The sequence below is a fragment of the Corynebacterium tuingiense genome (assembly GCF_046718165.1).
Taxonomy (GTDB): Bacteria; Actinomycetota; Actinomycetes; order Mycobacteriales; family Mycobacteriaceae; genus Corynebacterium.
The window spans coordinates 119,304-139,604 of sequence record NZ_CP177101.1 but is presented as its reverse complement, the minus strand read 5'-3'; the positions used below and the strand labels follow the sequence as shown (position 1 = coordinate 139,604).

22 protein-coding genes and 3 tRNA genes are annotated in these 20,301 nt (G+C 58.9%); 10 read left to right on the top strand and 15 right to left on the bottom strand.

Annotated features, from left to right (window positions below):
- The 7 genes from ACLI1T_RS00710 to ACLI1T_RS00680 form a co-directional block, all read right to left on the bottom strand.
- Nucleotides 1-870 (bottom strand): DUF418 domain-containing protein, encoded by an 870-nt coding sequence (locus ACLI1T_RS00710; protein ID WP_411703324.1) that lies wholly within the window; start codon nucleotides 868-870, stop codon nucleotides 1-3.
- A 1,508-nt stretch (nucleotides 871-2,378) separates the two neighbouring features.
- Nucleotides 2,379-2,451: transfer RNA gene (locus ACLI1T_RS00705), tRNA-Arg, on the bottom strand.
- A 168-nt stretch (nucleotides 2,452-2,619) separates the two neighbouring features.
- Complete coding sequence (locus tag ACLI1T_RS00700) at nucleotides 2,620-3,687, bottom strand: GTP-binding protein (RefSeq protein ID WP_411702774.1); 1,068 nt, start codon at nucleotides 3,685-3,687, stop codon at nucleotides 2,620-2,622.
- Nucleotides 3,688-3,738: 51 nt separating this feature from the next.
- On the bottom strand, nucleotides 3,739-5,313 hold the full coding sequence (locus tag ACLI1T_RS00695) for an SLC13 family permease (protein WP_411702773.1): 1,575 nt from the start codon (nucleotides 5,311-5,313) through the stop codon (nucleotides 3,739-3,741).
- 282 nt (nucleotides 5,314-5,595) lie between these two features.
- A complete protein-coding gene (gene mgtE, locus ACLI1T_RS00690) occupies nucleotides 5,596-6,960 on the bottom strand; it encodes a magnesium transporter (protein ID WP_411702772.1) in 1,365 nt (454 codons plus the stop codon).
- 125 nt (nucleotides 6,961-7,085) lie between these two features.
- The gene (locus ACLI1T_RS00685) at nucleotides 7,086-7,409 is read right to left on the bottom strand and encodes a DUF202 domain-containing protein (RefSeq protein WP_411702771.1); all 324 of its coding nucleotides are present in this window, start codon (nucleotides 7,407-7,409) and stop codon (nucleotides 7,086-7,088) included.
- The gene (locus ACLI1T_RS00680; RefSeq protein WP_411702770.1) at nucleotides 7,402-7,764 is read right to left on the bottom strand and encodes a YidH family protein; all 363 of its coding nucleotides are present in this window, start codon (nucleotides 7,762-7,764) and stop codon (nucleotides 7,402-7,404) included. Before ACLI1T_RS00680 ends, ACLI1T_RS00685 begins: the two co-directional genes overlap by 8 nt.
- 91 nt (nucleotides 7,765-7,855) lie before the next feature.
- Between ACLI1T_RS00680 and ACLI1T_RS00675 the strand changes: the two genes are divergently transcribed.
- Nucleotides 7,856-8,233 (top strand): NUDIX hydrolase, encoded by a 378-nt coding sequence (locus ACLI1T_RS00675; RefSeq protein ID WP_034659491.1) that lies wholly within the window; start codon nucleotides 7,856-7,858, stop codon nucleotides 8,231-8,233.
- A gap of 124 nt (nucleotides 8,234-8,357) precedes the next feature.
- On the opposite strand, the gene ACLI1T_RS00670 is transcribed toward ACLI1T_RS00675, so the two are convergent.
- On the bottom strand, nucleotides 8,358-8,546 hold the full coding sequence (locus tag ACLI1T_RS00670) for a hypothetical protein (protein ID WP_411702769.1): 189 nt from the start codon (nucleotides 8,544-8,546) through the stop codon (nucleotides 8,358-8,360).
- Nucleotides 8,547-8,807: 261 nt separating this feature from the next.
- Nucleotides 8,808-8,896, bottom strand: a tRNA-Ser gene (locus tag ACLI1T_RS00665).
- Nucleotides 8,897-9,015: 119 nt separating this feature from the next.
- Between ACLI1T_RS00665 and hisC the strand changes: the two genes are divergently transcribed.
- Both hisC and ACLI1T_RS00655 read left to right on the top strand, forming a co-directional pair.
- Entirely contained in the window at nucleotides 9,016-10,068 is a 1,053-nt protein-coding gene (gene hisC, locus ACLI1T_RS00660; protein WP_411702768.1) for a histidinol-phosphate transaminase, read from the top strand.
- Nucleotides 10,069-10,461, top strand: a complete 393-nt coding sequence (locus tag ACLI1T_RS00655) for a phage holin family protein (protein WP_023029945.1) — start codon at nucleotides 10,069-10,071, stop codon at nucleotides 10,459-10,461.
- A gap of 60 nt (nucleotides 10,462-10,521) precedes the next feature.
- Here the strand turns inward: ACLI1T_RS00655 and ACLI1T_RS00650 are convergent, their stop codons facing one another.
- Nucleotides 10,522-10,782, bottom strand: coding sequence for a MoaD/ThiS family protein (locus ACLI1T_RS00650; protein ID WP_411702767.1), 261 nt, complete (start codon nucleotides 10,780-10,782; stop codon nucleotides 10,522-10,524).
- A gap of 58 nt (nucleotides 10,783-10,840) precedes the next feature.
- Here ACLI1T_RS00650 and ACLI1T_RS00645 point away from each other — a divergent pair, with 58 nt between their 5' ends.
- Genes ACLI1T_RS00645 through ACLI1T_RS00630 form a run of 4 tightly spaced genes read left to right on the top strand, consistent with a single transcriptional unit; the run spans nucleotide 10,841 to nucleotide 13,908 of the window.
- A complete protein-coding gene (locus tag ACLI1T_RS00645; RefSeq protein WP_411702766.1) occupies nucleotides 10,841-11,977 on the top strand; it encodes a molybdopterin molybdotransferase MoeA in 1,137 nt (378 codons plus the stop codon).
- Nucleotides 11,974-12,453: a MogA/MoaB family molybdenum cofactor biosynthesis protein gene (locus ACLI1T_RS00640; protein WP_411702765.1), complete on the top strand. Its 480-nt coding sequence runs from the start codon at nucleotides 11,974-11,976 to the stop codon at nucleotides 12,451-12,453. The genes ACLI1T_RS00645 and ACLI1T_RS00640 overlap by 4 nt, the downstream gene beginning before the upstream one ends.
- The gene (locus tag ACLI1T_RS00635; RefSeq protein WP_411702764.1) at nucleotides 12,443-12,904 is read left to right on the top strand and encodes a molybdenum cofactor biosynthesis protein MoaE; all 462 of its coding nucleotides are present in this window, start codon (nucleotides 12,443-12,445) and stop codon (nucleotides 12,902-12,904) included. The genes ACLI1T_RS00640 and ACLI1T_RS00635 overlap by 11 nt, the downstream gene beginning before the upstream one ends.
- Nucleotides 12,901-13,908 carry a ThiF family adenylyltransferase gene (locus tag ACLI1T_RS00630; RefSeq protein WP_411702763.1) on the top strand — a complete coding sequence of 336 codons (1,008 nt, stop codon included), beginning with the start codon at nucleotides 12,901-12,903 and terminating at the stop codon, nucleotides 13,906-13,908. The genes ACLI1T_RS00635 and ACLI1T_RS00630 overlap by 4 nt, the downstream gene beginning before the upstream one ends.
- A 24-nt stretch (nucleotides 13,909-13,932) precedes the next feature.
- Here the strand turns inward: ACLI1T_RS00630 and ACLI1T_RS00625 are convergent, their stop codons facing one another.
- The 4 genes from ACLI1T_RS00625 to ACLI1T_RS00610 all read right to left on the bottom strand — a co-directional run bounded on the left by ACLI1T_RS00625 (nucleotide 13,933) and on the right by ACLI1T_RS00610 (nucleotide 15,984).
- Complete coding sequence (locus tag ACLI1T_RS00625; protein ID WP_411702762.1) at nucleotides 13,933-14,187, bottom strand: hypothetical protein; 255 nt, start codon at nucleotides 14,185-14,187, stop codon at nucleotides 13,933-13,935.
- Nucleotides 14,188-14,337: 150 nt separating this feature from the next.
- Nucleotides 14,338-15,096, bottom strand: a complete 759-nt coding sequence (locus ACLI1T_RS00620; protein ID WP_411702761.1) for a hypothetical protein — start codon at nucleotides 15,094-15,096, stop codon at nucleotides 14,338-14,340.
- A 326-nt stretch (nucleotides 15,097-15,422) separates the two neighbouring features.
- A complete protein-coding gene (locus tag ACLI1T_RS00615) occupies nucleotides 15,423-15,581 on the bottom strand; it encodes a hypothetical protein (RefSeq protein ID WP_023024906.1) in 159 nt (52 codons plus the stop codon).
- A gap of 318 nt (nucleotides 15,582-15,899) precedes the next feature.
- A tRNA-Ser gene (locus ACLI1T_RS00610) sits at nucleotides 15,900-15,984 on the bottom strand.
- A 128-nt stretch (nucleotides 15,985-16,112) separates the two neighbouring features.
- Between ACLI1T_RS00610 and ACLI1T_RS00605 the strand changes: the two genes are divergently transcribed.
- Nucleotides 16,113-17,069, top strand: coding sequence for an NAD(P)H-quinone oxidoreductase (locus tag ACLI1T_RS00605; RefSeq protein WP_411703323.1), 957 nt, complete (start codon nucleotides 16,113-16,115; stop codon nucleotides 17,067-17,069).
- 28 nt (nucleotides 17,070-17,097) lie between these two features.
- Here ACLI1T_RS00605 and ACLI1T_RS00600 read toward each other — a convergent pair whose 3' ends face one another.
- On the bottom strand, nucleotides 17,098-18,351 hold the full coding sequence (locus ACLI1T_RS00600) for an aminotransferase class V-fold PLP-dependent enzyme (protein WP_411702760.1): 1,254 nt from the start codon (nucleotides 18,349-18,351) through the stop codon (nucleotides 17,098-17,100).
- 214 nt (nucleotides 18,352-18,565) lie between these two features.
- Between ACLI1T_RS00600 and ACLI1T_RS00595 the strand changes: the two genes are divergently transcribed.
- Together ACLI1T_RS00595 and ACLI1T_RS00590 are read left to right on the top strand one after the other, a co-directional pair.
- Nucleotides 18,566-19,417, top strand: coding sequence for an ABC transporter permease (locus ACLI1T_RS00595; protein WP_042404151.1), 852 nt, complete (start codon nucleotides 18,566-18,568; stop codon nucleotides 19,415-19,417).
- Nucleotides 19,418-19,473: 56 nt separating this feature from the next.
- Nucleotides 19,474-20,274: an ABC transporter ATP-binding protein gene (locus ACLI1T_RS00590; protein ID WP_411702759.1), complete on the top strand. Its 801-nt coding sequence runs from the start codon at nucleotides 19,474-19,476 to the stop codon at nucleotides 20,272-20,274.
- Nucleotides 20,275-20,301: the final 27 nt, after the last annotated feature.

Sequence of the window (20,301 nt, the reverse complement as noted above, 5' to 3'; positions counted from 1 at the left end):
TTAGTCCTTCTTTCCGGCAGGAACGGCGATTTTCACGGCAGTGGATACGGCTTTTTCGAGGGGGCCTTGGCCCAAGAACTTCCGCCAGATGGTGGCAAGCACGAGGAATACGCCAATGAATGCCCACGCCCACGCGGTGTTGTGCAGTGAGATGTGGCTTTGCCAGTAATAGGCGGTAAGAACGTGCAAGACATACACGGTCAGGGACATGGTGCCCATTGCGGCGAGGGGGTAGAACAGCTTGGGGGCTAGGGTGCCCAGCAACAGGCACAGGTGCAGCACCACCGCTGCTACAGCAACGGAGAGGATGATTTCGCCCGCTACACCGGTGTGGCCGGTAAAGCGCAACCAGCTGGGCATATCCGGCTCGAAGCGGAAGTAGGTACCGACGGCGGCAATCACTGCGCTGCACGCGGTGACGATCCACTGCAGCGCCGTGCGGTAGCTACCTGGGCGGATGTAGACCTCAAAGAGCAGCATGCCGGCGAGGAAGTACGCGATCCATGCCAGCAGCGGGTAGACCTGTGGCAAGGTAAATGGCGCGTAGTGCACGGTCGAGGCAATGGCGGCGACGAAGAACAGTGCGAGTTTCCACCACACATTCAGCGGTGGCACCCAAGACACCACCATCATGGTGATGCCCATGGCAATAAGCACGACCTGAATTTGCCCACCGACCGGCAATAGCGCTAATCCGATAAGCGTAATAATGGCGCCGCGGGCGATCAGTCGCAACAGCGTCTGCATGGAATAGTTCTTGCTAATGAGCATCATCGTCACGCCGGCGACAATGGCAAATAGGGCGGCCGGAAGGCCCGACAAAATGACCTTGGTACTCCATACCAACGAGGCCATGTGCAAAATAATCATGCCGATAATGGCAAATGAACGAGCCAAATCCAGCCCGACGATGCGCGATGATGTACTCACCTAGCACTCTCCTTCACGATGTGATGGGACGCAGCGGTCTCTACTACGGCCCATGTTTATAACGACTCCCTTTTTCTACAACGAAAGCCTGGGAGGTTGCTGTATCAACACTTTACATGTCCTGTACCTTATAAATGCCATTATTGGCCTAGTCAATCCCACGACCCCACTTCCCGCGAACCGCACACGATCGCAGCCAATTTCCCGGCCGCAACACACTCCGGAGGGCCCGCCGCAGCGCGCATCACTGCCAACTACGCGCAATTAATTCACCCCAGAAACCCGCACCTACCTGCTATTTTGCTATAAATAATCGATTGCCCCCTCCATACCTTTATTCTGATAGTTTCTTTTCTGTCAGGATGCTTCCTGGTACCTATGAAAAGCGCTCAAACTGTCTGGCAAATGAACACGAAGTTGAGCCACCCTTCGTTTCTCCCTCCTAAATCAACCGAGGTTCCATCCATTAGTGTGGAGTATCTGTAACCCGTGGTAGGGCCTGACCCCCAGAAAGTGGAGACACCACGCTACCGGACGCAACCTACTGGGAGAGGAGCTTGAGGTTTGGAAGATAAAGACCGCGAAAACCGGGCCCCAATAAACAACCGAGCCGAAAAGCCACTAACCGGATTGCTCTCCCTTACGGAGGTAATTGGCCCTGCGCCAGACTGCGTAAGTTCCCGCAAGGAAAATAACCGCAAAAACTCCGGCAACCCTAAAATAAAATAAGCCGTTTTCTAACCTGCGGAAGATATCTGACGATGAGGTGGAATCCGTCTCAGCCAAGGTCTTAGCAACATATATCGCATTCAACCCGCCGATAGCATAACCGAGACAGAGCAACAGTGATACACAAATCGTAATCTTTAGCAGAACCTCTAAGGATGAATTACGTGACACTGTTCTCCTTTATATTCTCCCATTACAAATAGACGTGCGCATTCGGCATTTCCCTTAACGTCAAAATTTTGAAATCCGTCATCGTGCGCATGACCGAAGGGGCAATCATTGTGAGTTTTACCTTGCGCGTCACATGGATCCCGTTTTCGTCCCTGTTTTGGCAGTTCCCACCAAAGACAGTTTTGGACCCTTCTTGTACCCCTATACTGTTTCCGCTTGAGCCATTCCGGACAAGGCAGGAAGTAGCAGCAGAGAAGACAGAAGAGAAGCGGCAGTATATAAAGTTTTGTCCACAACTACCCTTTCTGTACGCGATGACTTACTTAAAGTAACATAAATTGACTTTCGTGGTAATGATTGTCATTATCTAGGTTCTGGCGCACATTACGTTATTAGCAGTTCAGGTCTAAGCTCGGATAATGGACACATCGAAGCTCGGGCCTTTTGCCGCTTAGGCTACACGCCTCGCCCACCCCCCAAAATAAACCTGGAAATAAAAAATCTCGAGGCACCGCCTTGGGAACGATGTCTCGAGATTCGAAATTTTGTGCGCCCGGAGGGATTCGAACCCCCAACCTTCTGATCCGTAGTCAGATGCTCTATCCGTTGAGCTACGGGCGCAGTCCGTTGTGAAGCAGTGCGTACGCTCTGCTGTGCAACGAGAATTTACTATACCCACGGACCTGAAAACTAACAAATCGCCTGTACAGAGCAGTGTTCGGCGGGATAGCCAGAGGCGTATTGTTCACCCGCCGTTCACGCTTTAGCTCAGTGTGGAAGCGGGGAAGGCTATACGAGGGCGGAGGCTTCGGCATCGGAAAGCAGGGCGTCTTGAAAGGCCTGCAGGGTGGATTCGTGATCGAAGTCGACGCCGATGAGCACGAGCTCCGTGCCGGGGGTTACGCCATTGGCGGCCCACAAAGAGGCGGGCATGATTTGCAGGTTTGGCCCAGCCTGCTGCCACGCGTGGGCCACGCGCAGGTCGGTATCGATCCAACAGTATCCCTTGGACCGCACGAGGCCCGTGCTTGCCCGGAGGGCGGCAATGAGGCGCTCGCGGTTAAAGGGGCGGTCGGCGCGAAAGACGACTGAGGAGATGCCATATTCCTCGGTTTCTGGAGTGTGCGGGTTCGCAAGCTCTTCGGCGTAACCGTGATAGGCGGCTGCGGTGGCGGTATTGAACAAATGCACATCGAGAACCAGCCCCGGTTCGATGACCCCGTGGGTTACCGGTACCACGCGAGCCCGGGGATTCATGGCGCGGACTGCGGCGATGACGCGCTCGGTTTCGGCAGCATCGACAAGATCGGTCTTGGTAATGAGGATAAGGTCGGCGAATTCGACTTGATCCACTAAGAGATCGGAAATGGTGCGGTCATCTTGGGGCGTAGCCTCGATGCTTTCGGAGACGAGGCTGCGACCGCGGCGCAATTGGTTTAAGAAGGTAGAGGCATCGACGAGGGAGACCATGGTGTCGATGGGGGCGGCATCGGCAAGCGTGGTGCCATCGGCAAATTCCCACTCAAAGGTGGCAGCCACGGGCATGGGCTCGGAAATGCCGGTGGATTCGATGACAATCTGATCAAAGCGGCCGGAGCGCGCCAGCTTGCCCACGGACTCGATGAGGTCTTCGCGCAGGGTGCAGCAAATGCAGCCATTCGACAGTTCCACGAAGCAATCCTCGCCGCGCTCGAGGTGGCCTTCGCCGGCGACTAGGGCGGCATCGATATTGACCTCAGAAAAGTCGTTGACAATGACCGCCAGCTTGCGCCCCTCCCGGTTCGCGAGCAGGTGGTTAAGTAGCGTGGTTTTTCCGCTGCCTAAAAATCCGGACAGCACGGTAACAGGTGTAGCCATCCTTTAATGGTAACGTTTTTCATTAAAGGATGGCTATTTGGGTCTTAACGCCTAGACCGTCAACCCGAAGATAGGCACCGCCAGCAGGAAGACGGTAAGGGTGATGAGGAAGATACCGATGACGTTGAGGCCAACGCCACCCTTGATCATCTCGCCAATCTTGACGTAACCGGAACCATAAGCAATGGCGTTCGGCGGGGTTGCCACCGGCAGCATGAAGGCACAGGTTGCGGCCAAGGCGACCGGGATGGTGAGCAGCAGGACGTTCATATCGCCTTCGGCGGTCAGGCCCACGCCCACGGCGACGCCGCCCATGATGGGGATGAAGGTCGCCGCGGTGGCGGTATTGGAGGTGATCTCCGTCAGGAAGAGGACCAAGGCGGCCACGGCTGCGACGATGAGCACGATTGGCAGGGAGCTGAGCCCCTTGGCCATCTCACCAATCCACAGGGACAAACCGGAAGAGTTGAATACCGAGGACAGGGAGAGACCACCGCCGAAGAGGAGGAGGACGTCCCACGGCATTTCGTTGGCCGTCTTCCAATCCAGCAGGCGGATGCGGCGTTCCGAATCAGCCGGCAGGATGAACAGGAGGATACCTGCGGCGATGCCGACGATGGCATCGTCATAGTTATCAAAATCGCTAAGGACGATGGGCAGGGATACCCAGGCCAGGGCGGCCAGGACGAAGATGATGCCGGTCATGATCTGCGGGCGGGTCCACGGGCCCAGGGCCTTGATTTCGTCGTTGATGAGCTCACGGCCGCCGGGGATTTCGGTCATTTCCGGCTTGAAGATGGTAATCAACAGCACCCATGCGATGAGCAGGAAGACAAGCGCCAGCGGCACGCCGACGGCCATCCAGCGGCCAAAGCCGAGGGTAACTCCCCAGGTATCGGCCATATACGCATTCAAAAAGGCATTCGGCGGGGTACCGATGAGCGTACCCAACGAACCGATGGAGGCGGAGTAGGCGATACCCAGCATGAGGGCGGTGGCGAATTTCTTCTGCTTATCCCAACCGCCAACGGTCTCTGCGGTAAGCGCCAGCACGGACGTACCAATCGGCAGCATGACGACGGCCGTTGCGGTATTCGATACCCACATGGACAAAAAGCCGGTGGCCAGCATGAAGCCCAAAATGAGGCGGCGCGGCGAGGTGCCGATGAGCTTGACCACGTAAAGAGCAAGGCGGCGGTGTAGGTTCCAGCGCTGCAGCGACAGCGCGATCAGGAAGCCACCCATGAACAAGAAAATGGTGGCAGAGGCATATGGCGCACCGACTTCCTTAATGGTTCCCACCCCGGACAAGGGGAAGATCACCAGGGGAATCAACGCGGTGGCCGCTAGCGGGATGGCCTCAGTCATCCACCACACACCCATGAGGATGGTCACCGCGGCCACGGTGCGAATGGCGCCGAGGGTGTAGTCAGCTTCCGCATCCACGCCGCTGGACTCTTGGACGGTGTCGATCGCATTCGAGGGGAAGATGAAAAATACGAGGATAGCCAGGGCTAGGCCAATGAAAAGACCGATGAACTGGCGGCGCCATTCATTGCGTGGGGCACCGGGATCCTCAGCGCCCTCTGATTGGGCGGTAGATTCGTGAGTATGCGGGGTGGTCATGCCGCGAACTCCTTTGCTAGAGAGACATTTAGCAGGGCGGGGGTAATAGCTCTGTCAATTACCAGCAATCGAGCCGGATCCTTGGTGCATACCGAACATCATTCAGTCCATGCAGAGCATGCTAAGACCCTACAAAACATTTGCACCAGAAACCACAAACTTTGCCAAATTTACCCCCACCAATTTTAAAATTCACACAACGCAGCTACGCAAAATGTGAAATCTCCCCCACCGGTTCGCCACCCCCGCACGAAGCGCCCAGGCCCGTGGGCCCGGGGATCTTTATAAGCCGAGCACCGCCTTGGCAATGAGGAAATAAATGATCAGGCCCGTGGCATCGCAGAAGGTAGAAATAAATGGGTTGGAAAATACGGCGGGGTCGGCTCCGATGGTCTTGGCCACCAAGGGCATAAGCCCACCCACGGTGGCAGACATCGAACAAATCAAAAACAGCGTCGAGCCAATGACTATGCCTATATCTAAGCCGTAGACCACCGTTGCCAGTCCAAGTCCTGCCAAGCCCAATACAGTGCCAAGCAGCATACCCACGCGGAGCTCACGCCAGAGGACAGCGAGGAGGTCACGCCCGCGGACATCGCCAAGCGCAAGCGCACGGGTGACCGTCGTTGCCGCCTGGTTTCCCGTATTGCCACCGGTACCGGTCAACAGCGGGATAAACAGGGATAACACCACGGCCTGCGCCAAGGTGTCCTCAAAGGCGTCCAAGACCCGCACGGTCAACAGCGCGGAAACCGCCAGAACCAGCAACCACACGATGCGAGACTTCACCAGTTTTAATAGCGGCGTGGACAGGTACGGCTGCTGCAGGGCCTCGGTACCACCGGCGCGGGCGGAGTCCTCACTGTCCTCTGCCTCGACGATGTCAATGGCATCATCCCAGGTCAAAAGCCCTACCAGGCGGTCCGAATCATCCACGATGGGCAATGCCAAAATATCGAGCGGCAGGAACCACCTGGCGGTTTCTTCCGCATCATCATTGGCATTGGCGTAGATGGGGCTTTGCATGATGTCCCCAATCGTGGTGCCCTCCTCCGCGGTAAAAATCTCCCGCAGCGTCACCACGCCCACTAGGCGGCGGTCCGCGCGGGTGATGGGCACCGCATAGATGGTTTCCAGCTCATCGGCCTTCGCGCGCAGGGTCCGCAGCGCTTCCTCCACGCTCATCTCGGGATGAATGCCGGGGACCTCGGGCGACATGCGGCGGCCCACCGAGCCCTTGGTATAGCCCAGGACAACCCCGGTGACATCCCGCTTCGATTTGGTAAGCGAGCGCAGCAGCCGATCCGCGATTTCCGCCGGCAGCTCATCCAAAAGGGCCACGCGGTCTTCCGGTTCGAGTTCATCGAAGAACTCATAGACATCAGCATTTCCCAGCTCATCGATGATATCGGCCTGGTGCTTGGCATCCAGGGCATCAAATACCACGATGGATTTACGCCGCGGCAACAAGCGCAGGGCCAGCGCGGCCCGGATGGCATTTTGCCGCTCGACGATGGCGATGAGCTCCTGCAGCGGCACCTCATCAAGTAGCGCCTGCAAGCGGGGCGCTTTTTGTGGGTCAATGGCAGAATCCTGCTTCAACCATGCCTCGACCGTATCGCTGGCCTGCTCAGTAGTATCCGCCATCGCCGTCACCTTGCCCTTCTCGCCCCTCATACCGCGGCACCGGTGGCCACCGTAATTGATATAGCCTCACATAGATTACGCGTATCCCCCACCAGCACACAGTGCTGCGGCGGAAAATTTTGCCCTCAGGCAAAAACACCCCACAAGGCAAAGGCCGCGAGCAGGGAGACTAGCCCCGCACCACCGGCCAGGACGGCGGCGCCGGGGAGGTGGCGGTGGGTGCGTAGGGAGGCATCTACAAGCGATGCCCGCTTCCGCACCGCCACTATCAGCACCAGTACGCCCGCCGCGAGCACCAGCAACGGAAGAAACACGCTGACGCTGACCGCCCGCATAACGCCCAGGAGTATCACCGCCAGCGCAAGGACGGTGCGCTGCCACGATAGACGGGTGCGCTCGGGCTGCAAGCCGGGGTCAAAGAGTTCCCCATGTGGCTGCGGGCTAGGCAAGTAACTCGCCTACCAGCAGCACGGCCGCGATAACGACGATGGTGCCCACAAGCACCGGGATGGCAATACTAAAGGGCAACGGGCGCTGTTGCCGCAAGGCGCGCTCGGCCCGCTTCCATTGCAACCACGCGACCACCGGCAGCATAATCGCCACCACCAGCATGAATGCGGAGACCACCGCGCGCAGCGTCGCCGGCAGCGGCACATCGAAAGCTTCCAAGGCCACTCCCCCGGCAATCAGCGCGAGCGAGGTGCGAATCCAAGCGAGGAAGGTGCGCTCATTCGCCAGCGTAAAGCGCGGATCAGGATCGCTTCCTACCCCAAATACCGAGCGGGGAAACCTCGAATCGCTCATGTCTTCCTACCTTATATTCAATGCACATTCTTGGCGCGATAAGCCCGCGCCCCTACCCGCCGGCCCCGGCCGCCTCGTTATGATCGGGGCCATGATTGAAGTCGCAGCCATCGTTTTCCGCAATTCCTTTGGCCACGTGCTTGGCGTACGCAAGGCCTCATCCACAAAGTTCCAGCTGCCTGGCGGCAAACTAGAAGAAGGCGAAAGCCCTGTCCAGGCCGCTGCGCGCGAGGTGGAAGAAGAAATCGGCGTGCAGGTACGCCTACCTGAACTTACCGAGCTCGGCACCTTCACTGCACCCGCCGCCAACGAACCGGGCCAGACCGTCCGCGGGCATATCTTTACCTACCCGCGCCCCGTCATCGCCCACGCCGCAGCCGAAATCGCCGAAACCGCCTGGATCGATCCCGCCGACCCGCAGTGCGAGCTCGCCGATCTCCTGCGCAACGAGGTTTTTCCGGCGCTTTAAAGTGGTCAAGCCCGCGCATCGACAAAGGGCGCCACGCCTACACCCCGTCACCTGCGGCGGGAAGAATCGTGAACCAGCGATGATGTAACAGCCGCCCTGGGGTCAACTGGGTGCGGTGTACTACTTATTTAAACTGACGCCCTGCATTCTCCGCCCACACGCGCACTCCCACAGAAGCAGCAGTCAGAACAACAATGAAGATGGTCACTAAGCCGATGCCTATTACATCAGTCAGCCACAAAACAAATAACACCAAAGAAGCAACTGCTAAAGCGAGCAAAATTCCGTTTTTTATCTTCTGCGCTTTATCCATAGCGCCATTATTCACGATAAAAATTCACCACGTGACGAGTTCATCCTTTTGAAAAATCTCCTTGCGCTCCAAAAGCGTCCTCAGAGAACTGCATTTCCACTTCATGCCCGTAGCGGGGGAGAATACTCGTATCCCGCTTGCAGAATACGGGACTGGCTCCTGTTTGGTGGACACCACATTTTGTCGTTTAGGCCATTAAGTGGACAGCCCTACAAAGAGGTAAAACGACGAAATCCCGAGCGCAATTGCCCGGGATTTGTGTGGCGGAGATGAGAGGATTCGAACCTCCGGACCCCAGAAGGGTCAACTCCTTAGCAGGGAGCCCCATTCGGCCGCTCTGGCACATCTCCAGGTTCAGAAAGAACCGTAAAAGACAATACCTGCCGCATGCGCCACGGCCAAACTAACCCCTGGTTTTGTCCCCGGTTTTCTTCCACGCGCGCAGGAGAGACGACCTAGAGTGGTAGCCATGATTCGCTCCGACTTACGCGCCATCCCTGGCTACGTGCCCGGCGCGCGCCACGATGATGCCCTCAAGTTGTCTTCTAATGAAGCCACGCAGCCACCGCTGCCTGAGGCCGCCGAGGCTATGGTCCGCGCCGCTGCCGAGGCCAATCGTTACCCAGATATCGCGGTCACCGAGTTGCGTGAGGATCTGGCCGAGCACTTAGGCGTGAGCTTTGACCAGGTTACGGTGGGCACGGGTTCTTCCGCGCTGTGCCAGCAATTGGTACAGATCACCACCAGACCCGGTGAGGAAGTGATTTTCCCGTGGCGTTCCTTTGAGGCTTATCCCATCTTTGCGCAGGTGGTGGGCGCGAGCCCCATCCCGGTCCCGCTAGATACGGAGCAGCGCGTAGATTTGGCCGCGATGGCAGAGAAGATTACCGCGGATACGCGCCTGATTTTCGTCTGCAATCCAAATAATCCTTCCGGCACCACCGTGACTAAGACGGAGTTCGCCGAATTTATGGACGCGGTGCCAAGCGATGTCCTCGTTGCTCTCGATGAGGCCTATATCGAATACAACCGGAATGCCGATACCCCGCTGGGCACCGAGCTTTTTGGTTCCTATCCCAATGTGGTTTTCCTACGGACCTTCTCCAAGGCCTATGGTTTGGCCGGCGTGCGCGTGGGCTATGCCTATGGCCCAGAAGACGTCATCGCGGCACTGAATAAGGTAGCGATTCCGTTTTCCATCAACGCCGTGGCCCAGGCCGGTGCCCGTGCCGCGCTCGCGGCGCAGGATTCGCTGCGCGAGCGCACCGAAGAGACCTGTGGCCAGCGCGAGCGCGTGGAAAAGGAACTGGCAGAATGGGGCGTTCCTCACTCGGAGGCCAACCACGTATGGCTGCCGGCGGCGAATATTGAAAAGCTAGGAACGCCGCAGGAATTGGCCGCCCGCCTTGCCCAACGCGGCGTGCTCGTACGCGCCTTTAGCGAAGGCATACGCATTACCATTACCACCGAAGAAGAAACCGACGCCCTGCTCCGGGCGTGGAAGGAAACCATAGGAGACTAAATGCGCTCATTAACCAATTTCGCCCTCAATGTCGTGGCCATCGCGATTGCGCTCTGGGTCGTCGTAGGAATTATTCCGGGCATCTATATAACCCCCGATAAGTTGGGCAATTTCATTGCCGTGGCCATTGTTTTCATCATTATTAACGCGGTGGTCATGCCCGTGCTGCGTTTTATCGGCGCCCCGCTAACCTGCCTTACCCTCGGACTATTCGCGCTCGTCATCAATGGCGCCGCCCTGCTGATCGTGGAGTGGACGCTTAACACCTTTGACTTAGGAATTGGCCACCTTGTGGTCAATTCCTGGGGTTCTGCAATCTTCGGCGCCATCATCTTGTCCTTAGTCAGCAGCCTGGTCAATTTCTTTACCAGCCCGCTGCGCAAGCCGGTCTAAAGCGCCAGCTGGTCTAACACACCGGCTGGTCTAACACACCAGCCAGTCCAAAGGCGCGGGCTATCCTCCGGCGAAGGGCGGCAGCACATCGACGCGGGTCACGCCAACGAGCGGCGAGTCCGCTTGGTTGTTTCCGGCGCCATCGATAAGAAAGTTACAGCGCCCCAAAACCTCTTGCATGCTCATCCCGGCCTCGGTGGTGCCGGTGTGGTCCTTGCCCAACTGCTCTATGAGCTGGCCTAAGGTGGTGGGCGCTTTTACCTGCTCCGAAGCTACACCAGCCGCGGCACGGGCGGCGGCGAAATAGTGAACGGTCAACATGCTTCCTACTATGCCCGCAGGCTTCGAACCTGTCGAACTCACGGGTAAACTTGGCTCTATGCGCACTCCCGAAACCCACGCACACGAGGTCGCGGCAGCCCTCGGCCCGCGCGAAGCCATCTCCCGGCCCTTAGGGCAGGCGCAGGAGATGGTCCTTGCCGCCGATGTCCATACCGCCTTCCCCTCGCCGCGCTTTAATAATTCCCAAATGGATGGCTACGCACTGCCTGCCACCGCTGCCGGATCCTACGAGGTTGGCCCCACCATCGCCGCCGGCGCCGATCCCGTGAAAGTACTCGGCGGCCCCTTGAGTGCTGCTTGCCCCATCATGACCGGGGCCAAGGTGCCGGAAGGCACGGCAGCAATCGTGCCAATCGAGCAGTGCCAGCCGCAGGAGTTTCTTCAACCGGGCGATACCGTCACCGTCCCCGCCACCGAGGATGGCCAGTTCATCCGCAGGACCGGCTCGGACCTTGCGCAAGGCGCCCTTTTGGCCGCCCGGGGCGATAAGCTCACCCCGGTGCGCCTTGCCGCACTGGCTTCCCAAGGCATCGCGGAAGTACAGGTCTATCGCCCCGCCCGCATCCTCGTGTGCACCGGTGGCGCGGAAATTGGTACGGGCACCGCCGCCATTCCCGATGCCAATGCCCCGCTGATTTCCGCCATGGCCCGGCGCGCCGGTATCGAGGTCGCCGGCTACGTCACAACAGATGACGATCCCGCGGTACTCAGCCGCACTCTGGAAGAGGCTGCGCAGCACTACCGCCCCGATGCCATCATCACCTCCGGTGGCATTTCCGCCGGAAAATATGAGGTCATTCGCCAGGTGCTTAGCGGTTGGTTTGGCCATGTGGACCAACAGCCCGGCGGGCCCCAAGGCATAGCCAGTTTCCATGGCACCCCAGTCGTCTGCTTGCCCGGCAATCCGATTTCCACCATGGTGAGCTTCCGCCTCTTCGTGGCCCCTACCTTGGGTTGGGCGCCTGCACCATATAGCGTCCCGCTTGCGCGGGGAATCGAGGGCCTGCCGCACAAGGATCAGTTCCGCCGCGGCTACGTCGATGCGCAGGCCCACATCACCGGCGGCGCAAGCTCCCACCTGCTTGCCCAGGCCGCCGATGCCACCCACCTCATCCGCATTCCTGCCGGTACTGCGCTCGAGGCAGGAGAAGAAGTAAAGGTCTATCCCCTATGAGTTCTCATCGCACCGCCATCGTCATTGTCGCCTCCACCCGCGCCGCCGCCGGGACCTACGCGGATCGCTCGGGCCCCATCGCGGTCGATTTCCTGCGCCGCAAAGGTTTTGACTGCACTGACGCCCGGGTGGTTCCTGATGCCGAGATCGCCACGGCGGTAGATCAGGCCTTCGCCGAAAAGCCCTCGGTCATCCTCACCTCCGGCGGGACCGGCCTGACCCCGGATGATCTCACCGTCGATGCCGTCCAGCCCCACCTCACGCGCGAGCTTCCCGGCATCGCCATGGCTTTTTGGAATAAGGGTCTGGAGACTATCCCCACCGCGGTAGCCTCGCGCGCAGTCGCAGGCGTCACTGACACCACCTTTGCCATGACCCTGCCCGGTTCTACCGGCGGGGTCAAAGATGGGTGCGCCGTGCTAGATGAATTAATCGTCCACATCGTCGATATGTTAGAAGGAGAACATGAGCACTGATCCCTCTTATGTCGCCGCGCAGATCGGGCTCACTGTCGGCACAATGCTGACCGAGCAGCCCCTCGAGCCGCTCCTTGCCGCGGCCAAGGCAGAGGTCATCACCCCAGCCATGGGCGCGGTGGTCACGTTCGAGGGCGTCGTGCGCGATCACGATGGCGGCCAGCCCGATGTCACCCAGCTGTCTTACTCTGCACACCCCAGCGCCCCAGACAAGCTGCGCGAGATTGTCGATGAAGTGGCAGGCCAGCACCCCGTGCGCTTGTGGTCGGCCCACCGCACTGGCGATCTGCAGGTGGGTGATCTCGCCTTTACCGTCGTCGCCGCCTCTGCTCACCGCGGCGATGCCTTCCGCGCCGCGGAGGCCTGCGCCGATCGCGTCAAGGCTGAGGTGCCCATCTGGAAGGAACAAAGCCACGGCGATGGTTCCGTCAACTGGGTGGGCCTCGAATGAGCATCCGCTATGCCCGCCAGGAGGCGCTGTGGGGTGATAAAGGCCAGCAGAAATTGGCTGACTCCCACGTCGCGGTCATCGGCGCGGGCGGGCTTGGCTCACCAGCGCTGCTCTACCTAGCAGGGGCCGGGGTAGGCCGCATCTCGCTTTTCGATGATGACCTCGTCTCCCCCTCCAACCTCCACCGGCAGGTCATTCACACCACCGCCTCCATTGGCACTGCAAAGACCGAGTCCGCCGCGGCGGCGGTGCAGGCCCTCAACCCTGAGGTGGAGCTCATCTGCCATGGCCGCCTAGAATCCGCCACCGCCCTCGAGCAGCTGCGCGGCTGCGACGTGATCCTCGATGGCACGGATAATTTCGACGCCCGCTACCTGTGCTCATGGGCCGCCCACAGCCTGGGCATTCCACATATTTGGGCCTCTATCCTGGGCTTTGATGCACAGATGAGCGTCTTTTGGTCCGGCAAGGGCCCTGTGTACGAGGATGTCTTCCCCACCGCCCCTGCCCCGGGCGAGGTTCCATCCTGCTCCCAAGCCGGCGTCCTGGGCCCCATCGTCGGCACGGTGGGATCCGCAATGGCCTTGGAGGCGTTGAAGATCATTACCGGCGTCGGCACCCCGCTTATCGGCACGCTCGGTTACTATGAAGCGCTATCCGGGACCTGGGAGTATATCCCCATCCGCCCCACCGGCGCGCAGCCTACCCAGCCAGCCGATGCCCCCGAAGTCCGCGAGATCCCCGCGCACGCCCCGCTTATCGATGTCCGCACCGACGCCGAGCGCGCCCGCGCCGCCATTCCTCATTCAACGCATCTGCCCCTCGACCGCATCCTCGCCGGAGAAAACCCGGACATCGGCCAGGGCGATGCCGCCGTTATCTACTGCGCCAGCGGCATCCGCTCCGCGCAAGCCGTCCACGCGCTGCGCGGCCGCGGCTACGAGCGAGTCGTTTCCCTGCGCGGCGGCATCAACGCGTGGCTGGAACAACACGATATGTCCTAGCCCCCGCCAAACAGTGTGGGGTGCCTATGACCTTCCGTACTTGTCTTCCTTGCCGCGAACAAAGACGAACCAGATAAGCGGCCCCAAGAAAGGAAGGGCGAAGGTAGCGGCGATAAAGAGCACCTTGGCCGCAATCGTGTACCCAGAAGCGATAATAGAAATAACCGCCGCAATCCAGAACGCGACGAGCAAAACAATGGGAAGGAACCCGAGGAACCACCACGTGTCATTAGAGTTAGTAGATTCCGCTGCTGCTACATAAAGTTCCGAGGTATTCATGATGTCCTTTCGTCGAGTAATTTTTATCTCTGGGACAAAGCCAGCATCACAACCACACCTGACTTGCCCTGTACATTTCCAAGATTAAGACTGCGCCGCACTAGGCACGTCATCCCCCGGTATGAAATGCCGCAGCAAAAACCCACGGATCTAAGAGGTCTTCCGGTGCCCCGTCATCTCTAGGTTCGCTTTGTCGCCATCTAAGGTGAGATTTCCCGTAAGTTCATGCGTGGCCACAGCACCCGATTCGCCTTCCCCATGGGCACGCCACGTTACGGTCACGGTATCGTCAGTCCACTCCAGCTGGTTAATATGCCTGCGTGCTGGTTCCATTCCATAACGGGTCCAGCCTTCTACCTGGGTAATGTAATTCAGGTCATTGTCATAAATGAGCAAATTATCCGGCCAGGCCACGCCGCCTTGATCGCAGACATAGGTAATGACAGCTTCATCTTTGCCATCGCCGTTGATATCGGCGTAAGCACCCTTAGGGGTTCCATCCTTGTTGAGCTTTAGCCCGGCCGCCGCATTGGGATATCCAGTCTTTAAGTGCTCAGGCAATGTTCCATCCACCAACGTGCCGGCGCCATGCTCACACAACGCTGGTACCCACAGGGAATACAAGTCTTCTACTGGGATGATCTTATTTTCCCCGGCTGTGGCAGATTTTTGAGCTTTTTCCGTCACTGTCGCAGTGCTCGGCGCTTGCTCGGAATCTTCGGCTCCAGCACCGTCGTCCTCTGTATCTGAAGAGCCGGTTTCTTCGCTGACATCTGGAGTCGCGCTAGGTCCGGTGAAATTCGGCTTGCTATCAGCATTATTAGCTTCATCGGATTTAGAGCAACCGGAAACAAAAGCGACAGCAATCACTGCAAGGATCGCGCAAGAAGAGGTGAGAGATTTAGGCATAAATGCAGCATACAGCGCTAGGGCGGCTGGGTTCGCTGCAAAGGAGCTAAAAATAAGGAATCGGCAATCTGGCCGTAACCAGAAGCTACCTAACAATTACCTTGTTGTGGGTGACTTTTGTGGAGGAATTAGGGAGCTGACTACCGGTCAACGCTAGCGAGACAAACCGCCCTCACAACCGCAGCATCAGGATCCCGTTCTGATCCCACACAAATTTCTAATACATATCAGGTTTTCCATCATCGCTAGAAATCAGGATGGGTCAACGCATAAATAAACCCCGAGACCAAATGGCCTCGGGGATTTATTTTCTCGCTTCTTAAATCTTAGAAGCCGAGGATGGAGCGGTTAAACTCGTTAACAGCGTCCGGAACCAGGTAAGGCACCTGACGGAAGAACAGGCTTGCCTGCTCAAGAGCGTCCCAGCCGGTGGAGACTGCGGAGTGTGCCGCTTCCTGTACGTTGGATACAAGATCAAGAATCATTTCAGAATTCCTTTCGAGGTTGGAAAATTCTTATACGCGTTTCCGCGCGCACTGATCATTGTATGTGGTTAGATGCGGTGATGTGCAACTTTCGAGTAGGCAGTTTATAGATTTGTTAGAAAACAATCGTCCTGGGGTTTAAAAGATCTGCGTTACATATTCTTTCTTCCTAAAACTTTCACGCAATAAATTTTAGTTTCAAAGATAACCAGGGGGAGGCAGGAAAAGGGTTCCTCAATTTTTCCACCCTAGACAGATGAGCCGTACAGACAAGACAAAACCCCTAGTCAATCAGGGGACTAGGGGAAATGCTCTCTGCGGAGACGGCGGGATTTGAACCCGCGGAGGAATAAACCTCGCCGGTTTTCAAGACCGGTGCATTCGGCCGCTCTGCCACGTCTCCATCGTGCCGAAGAGGCAACTTGGTTAGCTTACTAAACGGTCCCGCGCGAATCACATTGCCCCACGAGGAAATGGACGTGGCGCACACCACACCCCCTCCATTACATTGGCGGTATGAGTGCTACACAGATGAAGGCAATCGTCCAGACCGATCCTGATACCCCACGGTCGCTAGAGCTGCAGGACGTAGACGTTCCTGAGCTGCGATCCGGAGAGGTCTTGGTGAAGGTGAAGGCGGCGGGTGTCAACCGCGGCGATATTCTGCAAACTATGGGTGCGTACCCGCCGCCACCGGGGGCATCGGACATCATTGGCCTGGAGGCCGCCGGCGTGATTGAGGATGCCGGCGATACGGACTGGGAAGTCGGCACCGAGGTCGGATGCCTACTCGCAGGAGGCGGCTATGCGGAATACGTCGCCGTCCCGCAGGGCCAGCTACTTCTGCCGCCCAAGGGATTTAGCCTGAAAGAAACCGCGGCCGTGGTTGAGGTCGGCTGCACCGTGTGGTCCAACCTGGGCATCGAAGCGGGCCTGCACGAGGGCCAGCGCGTGCTCATCCACGGCGGTGGCGGCGGCATCGGCACCTTTGCCATCCAGGTAGCCAAGGCGTTGGGCGCTGAGGTGGCTGTCACCGCCGGATCGCAGGAAAAGCTTGACCGTTGCCGCGAGCTTGGCGCGGATATTCTCATCAACTACAAAGAGCAGGATTTCGTCGACGAGCTCAAGGGCAGCTGCGATGTCATCCTGGATATCATCGGCGCAAAGTACCTGGAAAAGAACATGAAATGCCTGGCCAAGGACGGCAAGCTCATCATCATTGGCATGCAGGGCGGCACCAAGGCAGATATCAACTTGGCCCCCATGCTGCCGAAGCGTCTGACTATTCAGGGCACGACGCTGCGCGCGCGTGACTTGGATGATAAGGCGGAGATCGTCGCCGGAACCATCAAGAATGTGTGGCCCATGCTGGAAGATGGCCGCGTTAAGCACGCGCTGCATGGCACGTACCCGCTTGCCGATGCCGCCCAAGCCCACACCGCCCTCGACAGCGGCGAGGTCACCGGCACGCTGGTGCTTACGGTGTAGCTTCCCGGCACGCCTTACTCAAGCGAACCTAGGCGAGCGAGGCAACGACGCGCACGAGGTGCTCGATATCGTGGTGGGTATTAAACGGGCCCAATGCCACGGTGACGGCACCGCCGATTTCTTCTACACCCATTTCCGTGAGCAGCGGCGTTTGTGGGGCCAGCGTGGTGACGAGCCCATTATCAAAGAGGCGCTTGTACACCGTCTCCGCGGGCACGCCCTGGACCGCAAAGGTAAGGCGCGGCAAGCGATTATCGGATGCGCCCGCCGCCGCCTCGCCGGTAACACCCAGGATGTGTACGGCGGGAAGCGTGCTCAAAAATGAGTACAGATCCGCGCGCAAATCCTCGAGGTAGGCGCTCAAGGCGGTCATGGACTTATTAAGCCGCACCCGGCGCGATCCCTTATCCCCACCGGCCAGGGCCGCGAGGTGATCTACCAGTGGGCCCACTCCGCCGGCCAAGCCGGAGGAGACGGGAGTTTCTAGCTTGCGGCCGTCTTCCTTGGAATAGATGGGATTTAGGGCATCCAAGCGGCGGAGCATGCGCGTATCGCGGAAGACCAAGGCAGCCATCTGCGGCCCGCCCAGCAGCCCGATATCGATGCCGATAATATCCGTGCCAAGCTCATCGAAGCGGATGGGGCGGTAGGGCGCGATTGCGGAGACATCGAGAAGCGTCCAGGCACGCGAGCGCCCCCGCACCGTGTCAATGATCTCCTCGGCCGGGGATACCGTGCCCAGAAGCTCATGCGCGGCGGAAAAGGAGACGAGCCTGGTGGAGCCATCGACAAGCTCCGCGAACTGGAACCCCGGCAATTCGCCGGTGCCCAGATCCGGCTGCGCCCAGCGGATATCGGCGCGCACCTCAGAAAAAGCGGAATACAGCGTGGGCGGGTCCAGCTTGGACAGCACCACCGAGGAGTTGCTGCCCAATAGCGGGCGTGCCGCGCGCGCTAAGGATTGATACAGCACGGGCAAGGATGGGCCAAGGACCACGCGGTCCGCCTTGGAACCGGTGAGATCCGCAATGGCCATGCGCGCTGCCGCGTAGTTGCCATCGCCTGCCAACCGGCCCGGCTCCGGCGCGGCCGAGTGGGCGCCGCCTGGGCCCTCTTGCGTCGCTACCGCCGTCGCCATCCGGAAGGACCGGGCAACGCCGGAGGTCACGCGCTCCGAAATTTGGGGCACCGCGTGCGCGTTGAGGTACGTCCAGCCATCAGATAGCCCGGTGTACAAACCTCGCGCACTAAAGACGTCATAGTGTGCCGAAGCTGCTGGCATTAGGTCCCCTTCTTCATCGCACTGAACAACTGCCACCACGTGGCGGTCGATTCCCTACTGTATACGCATTTGGCTTCAGTTTCCCAAATCTGAATTTTCCCTGGGCATCGCTGTTTTCGCAGGCTAGCGGCGTGTAGTTCCCCGTTTGCCCAGCACGCGCGCTAGGGTGTTGGGCGTGCAAGATAACAATCAACTGCGCGCTGATATCGCCCGCATGACCTCCCAGCCAGAAGGCGAGGCCGTCCCAGCGTCCCAGTCCATGACCCTCAAGGCTGCTTTCGCGGACCTTACGCGGGGTGCACAGCAGCGTGAGCTGTGGTTCAAGCTGGGCCTGCAAGATATCAAGCAGCGCTACCGCCGCTCTGTCCTTGGCCCGTTCTGGATCACCATCGCCACCGGTGTGATGGCGCTTGCCTTGGGCCTGCTGTATTCCATGCTTTTCCAGATTCCCGTCGCGGAATTCCTTCCCCACGTCACCGTGGGCCTTATTATGTGGACCTTCATCTCGGGCTGCATCAAGGAAGGCGCCACGGTCTTTATTGAAAATGAGGGACTGATTAAGCAGCTTCCCGCCCCGCTTTCGGTGCACGTGTACCGCCTGGTGTGGCGCCAAACGCTGTTTTTGGGCCATAACCTCATCATCTGGCTCTTGCTCATTATGATCTTCCCGCGCAACCTGGGCTGGGAATTCTTCCTCTTCATCCCCGGGCTGCTCCTCCTGCTCATCAACGGTGTGTGGGTCACCATGTTCTTTGGCATCATCGCCACGCGCTTTCGCGATGTTGCCCCGCTGCTAGAGGCCCTGACGCAGCTATTGTTCTACGTCACCCCGATTGTCTGGATGACCAATACGCTCAAGGACCAAGGCGGTGCGGTGGCAGACCGCGCCCGCATCGCGGAAATCAACCCGCTGTATCACTACCTGGAAATCGTGCGCGCCCCAATGATTGGTGAGCCCGTTGCCGCCTACCACTGGTGGATCGTCATCGGCTGCACAGCCATCGGCCTGTTCATCGCCGGGCTAGTCATGCGCAAGTGGCGCTTCCGCGTGAGCTACTGGGTATAGCCTCCCTTCCTTTACTCCCATCCCCACCATGAGGCTCGTTGAAAGGATAAAAACTAATGGTCTCAATCGATACGTATAACGCGTGCGTGGACTTTCCCATCTTTGATGCCAAATCCCGCTCCCTAAAAAAGGCCATGCTTTCTACCGCGGGCGGTGCCATCGGGAAAAATGACCACAACACCGTGGTGGTTGAGGCACTGCGGGATATTAACCTGCACCTCCGGGAAGGCGATCGCGTCGGGCTCGTTGGCCACAATGGCGCCGGCAAGTCCACGCTGTTGCGCCTGCTCTCCGGCATCTACGAGCCCACGCGCGGTACTGCCGATGTCCGCGGGCGCGTCGCCCCCGTCTTTGACTTAGGCGTGGGCATGGACCCAGAGGTATCCGGCTACGACAACATCATCATCCGCGGGCTGTTTTTGGGCCAATCCATCAAGCAGATGAAGAAAAAGATGGATGAGATCGCGGAGTTCTCCGAGCTGGGCGATTACTTATCGATGCCCCTGCGCACCTACTCCACCGGTATGCGCGTGCGCCTAGCCCTCGGCGTGGTGACCTCCATCGAGCCGGAAATCCTGCTGCTGGATGAGGGCATCGGCGCCGTCGACGCCGCCTTCATGGCCAAGGCCCGCGTGCGCCTGCAAGAGCTGGTTAAGCGCTCCGGCATCTTGGTCTTTGCCTCTCACTCCAATGACTTTTTGGCGCAGCTGTGCAATACCGCGCTGTGGATCGATCACGGCGAAATCCGCTCCGTGGGCGAGGTCTCCGAGGTCGTGGGCCAGTACGAGGGCCCAGAAGTAGGCGAATACGTGCGCGATCTGCGCCAGCGCTTTGAGGGCGAAGACGCTGCCGAGTAGGAGCTAGCGCAGCATCCCCAGCAGCTG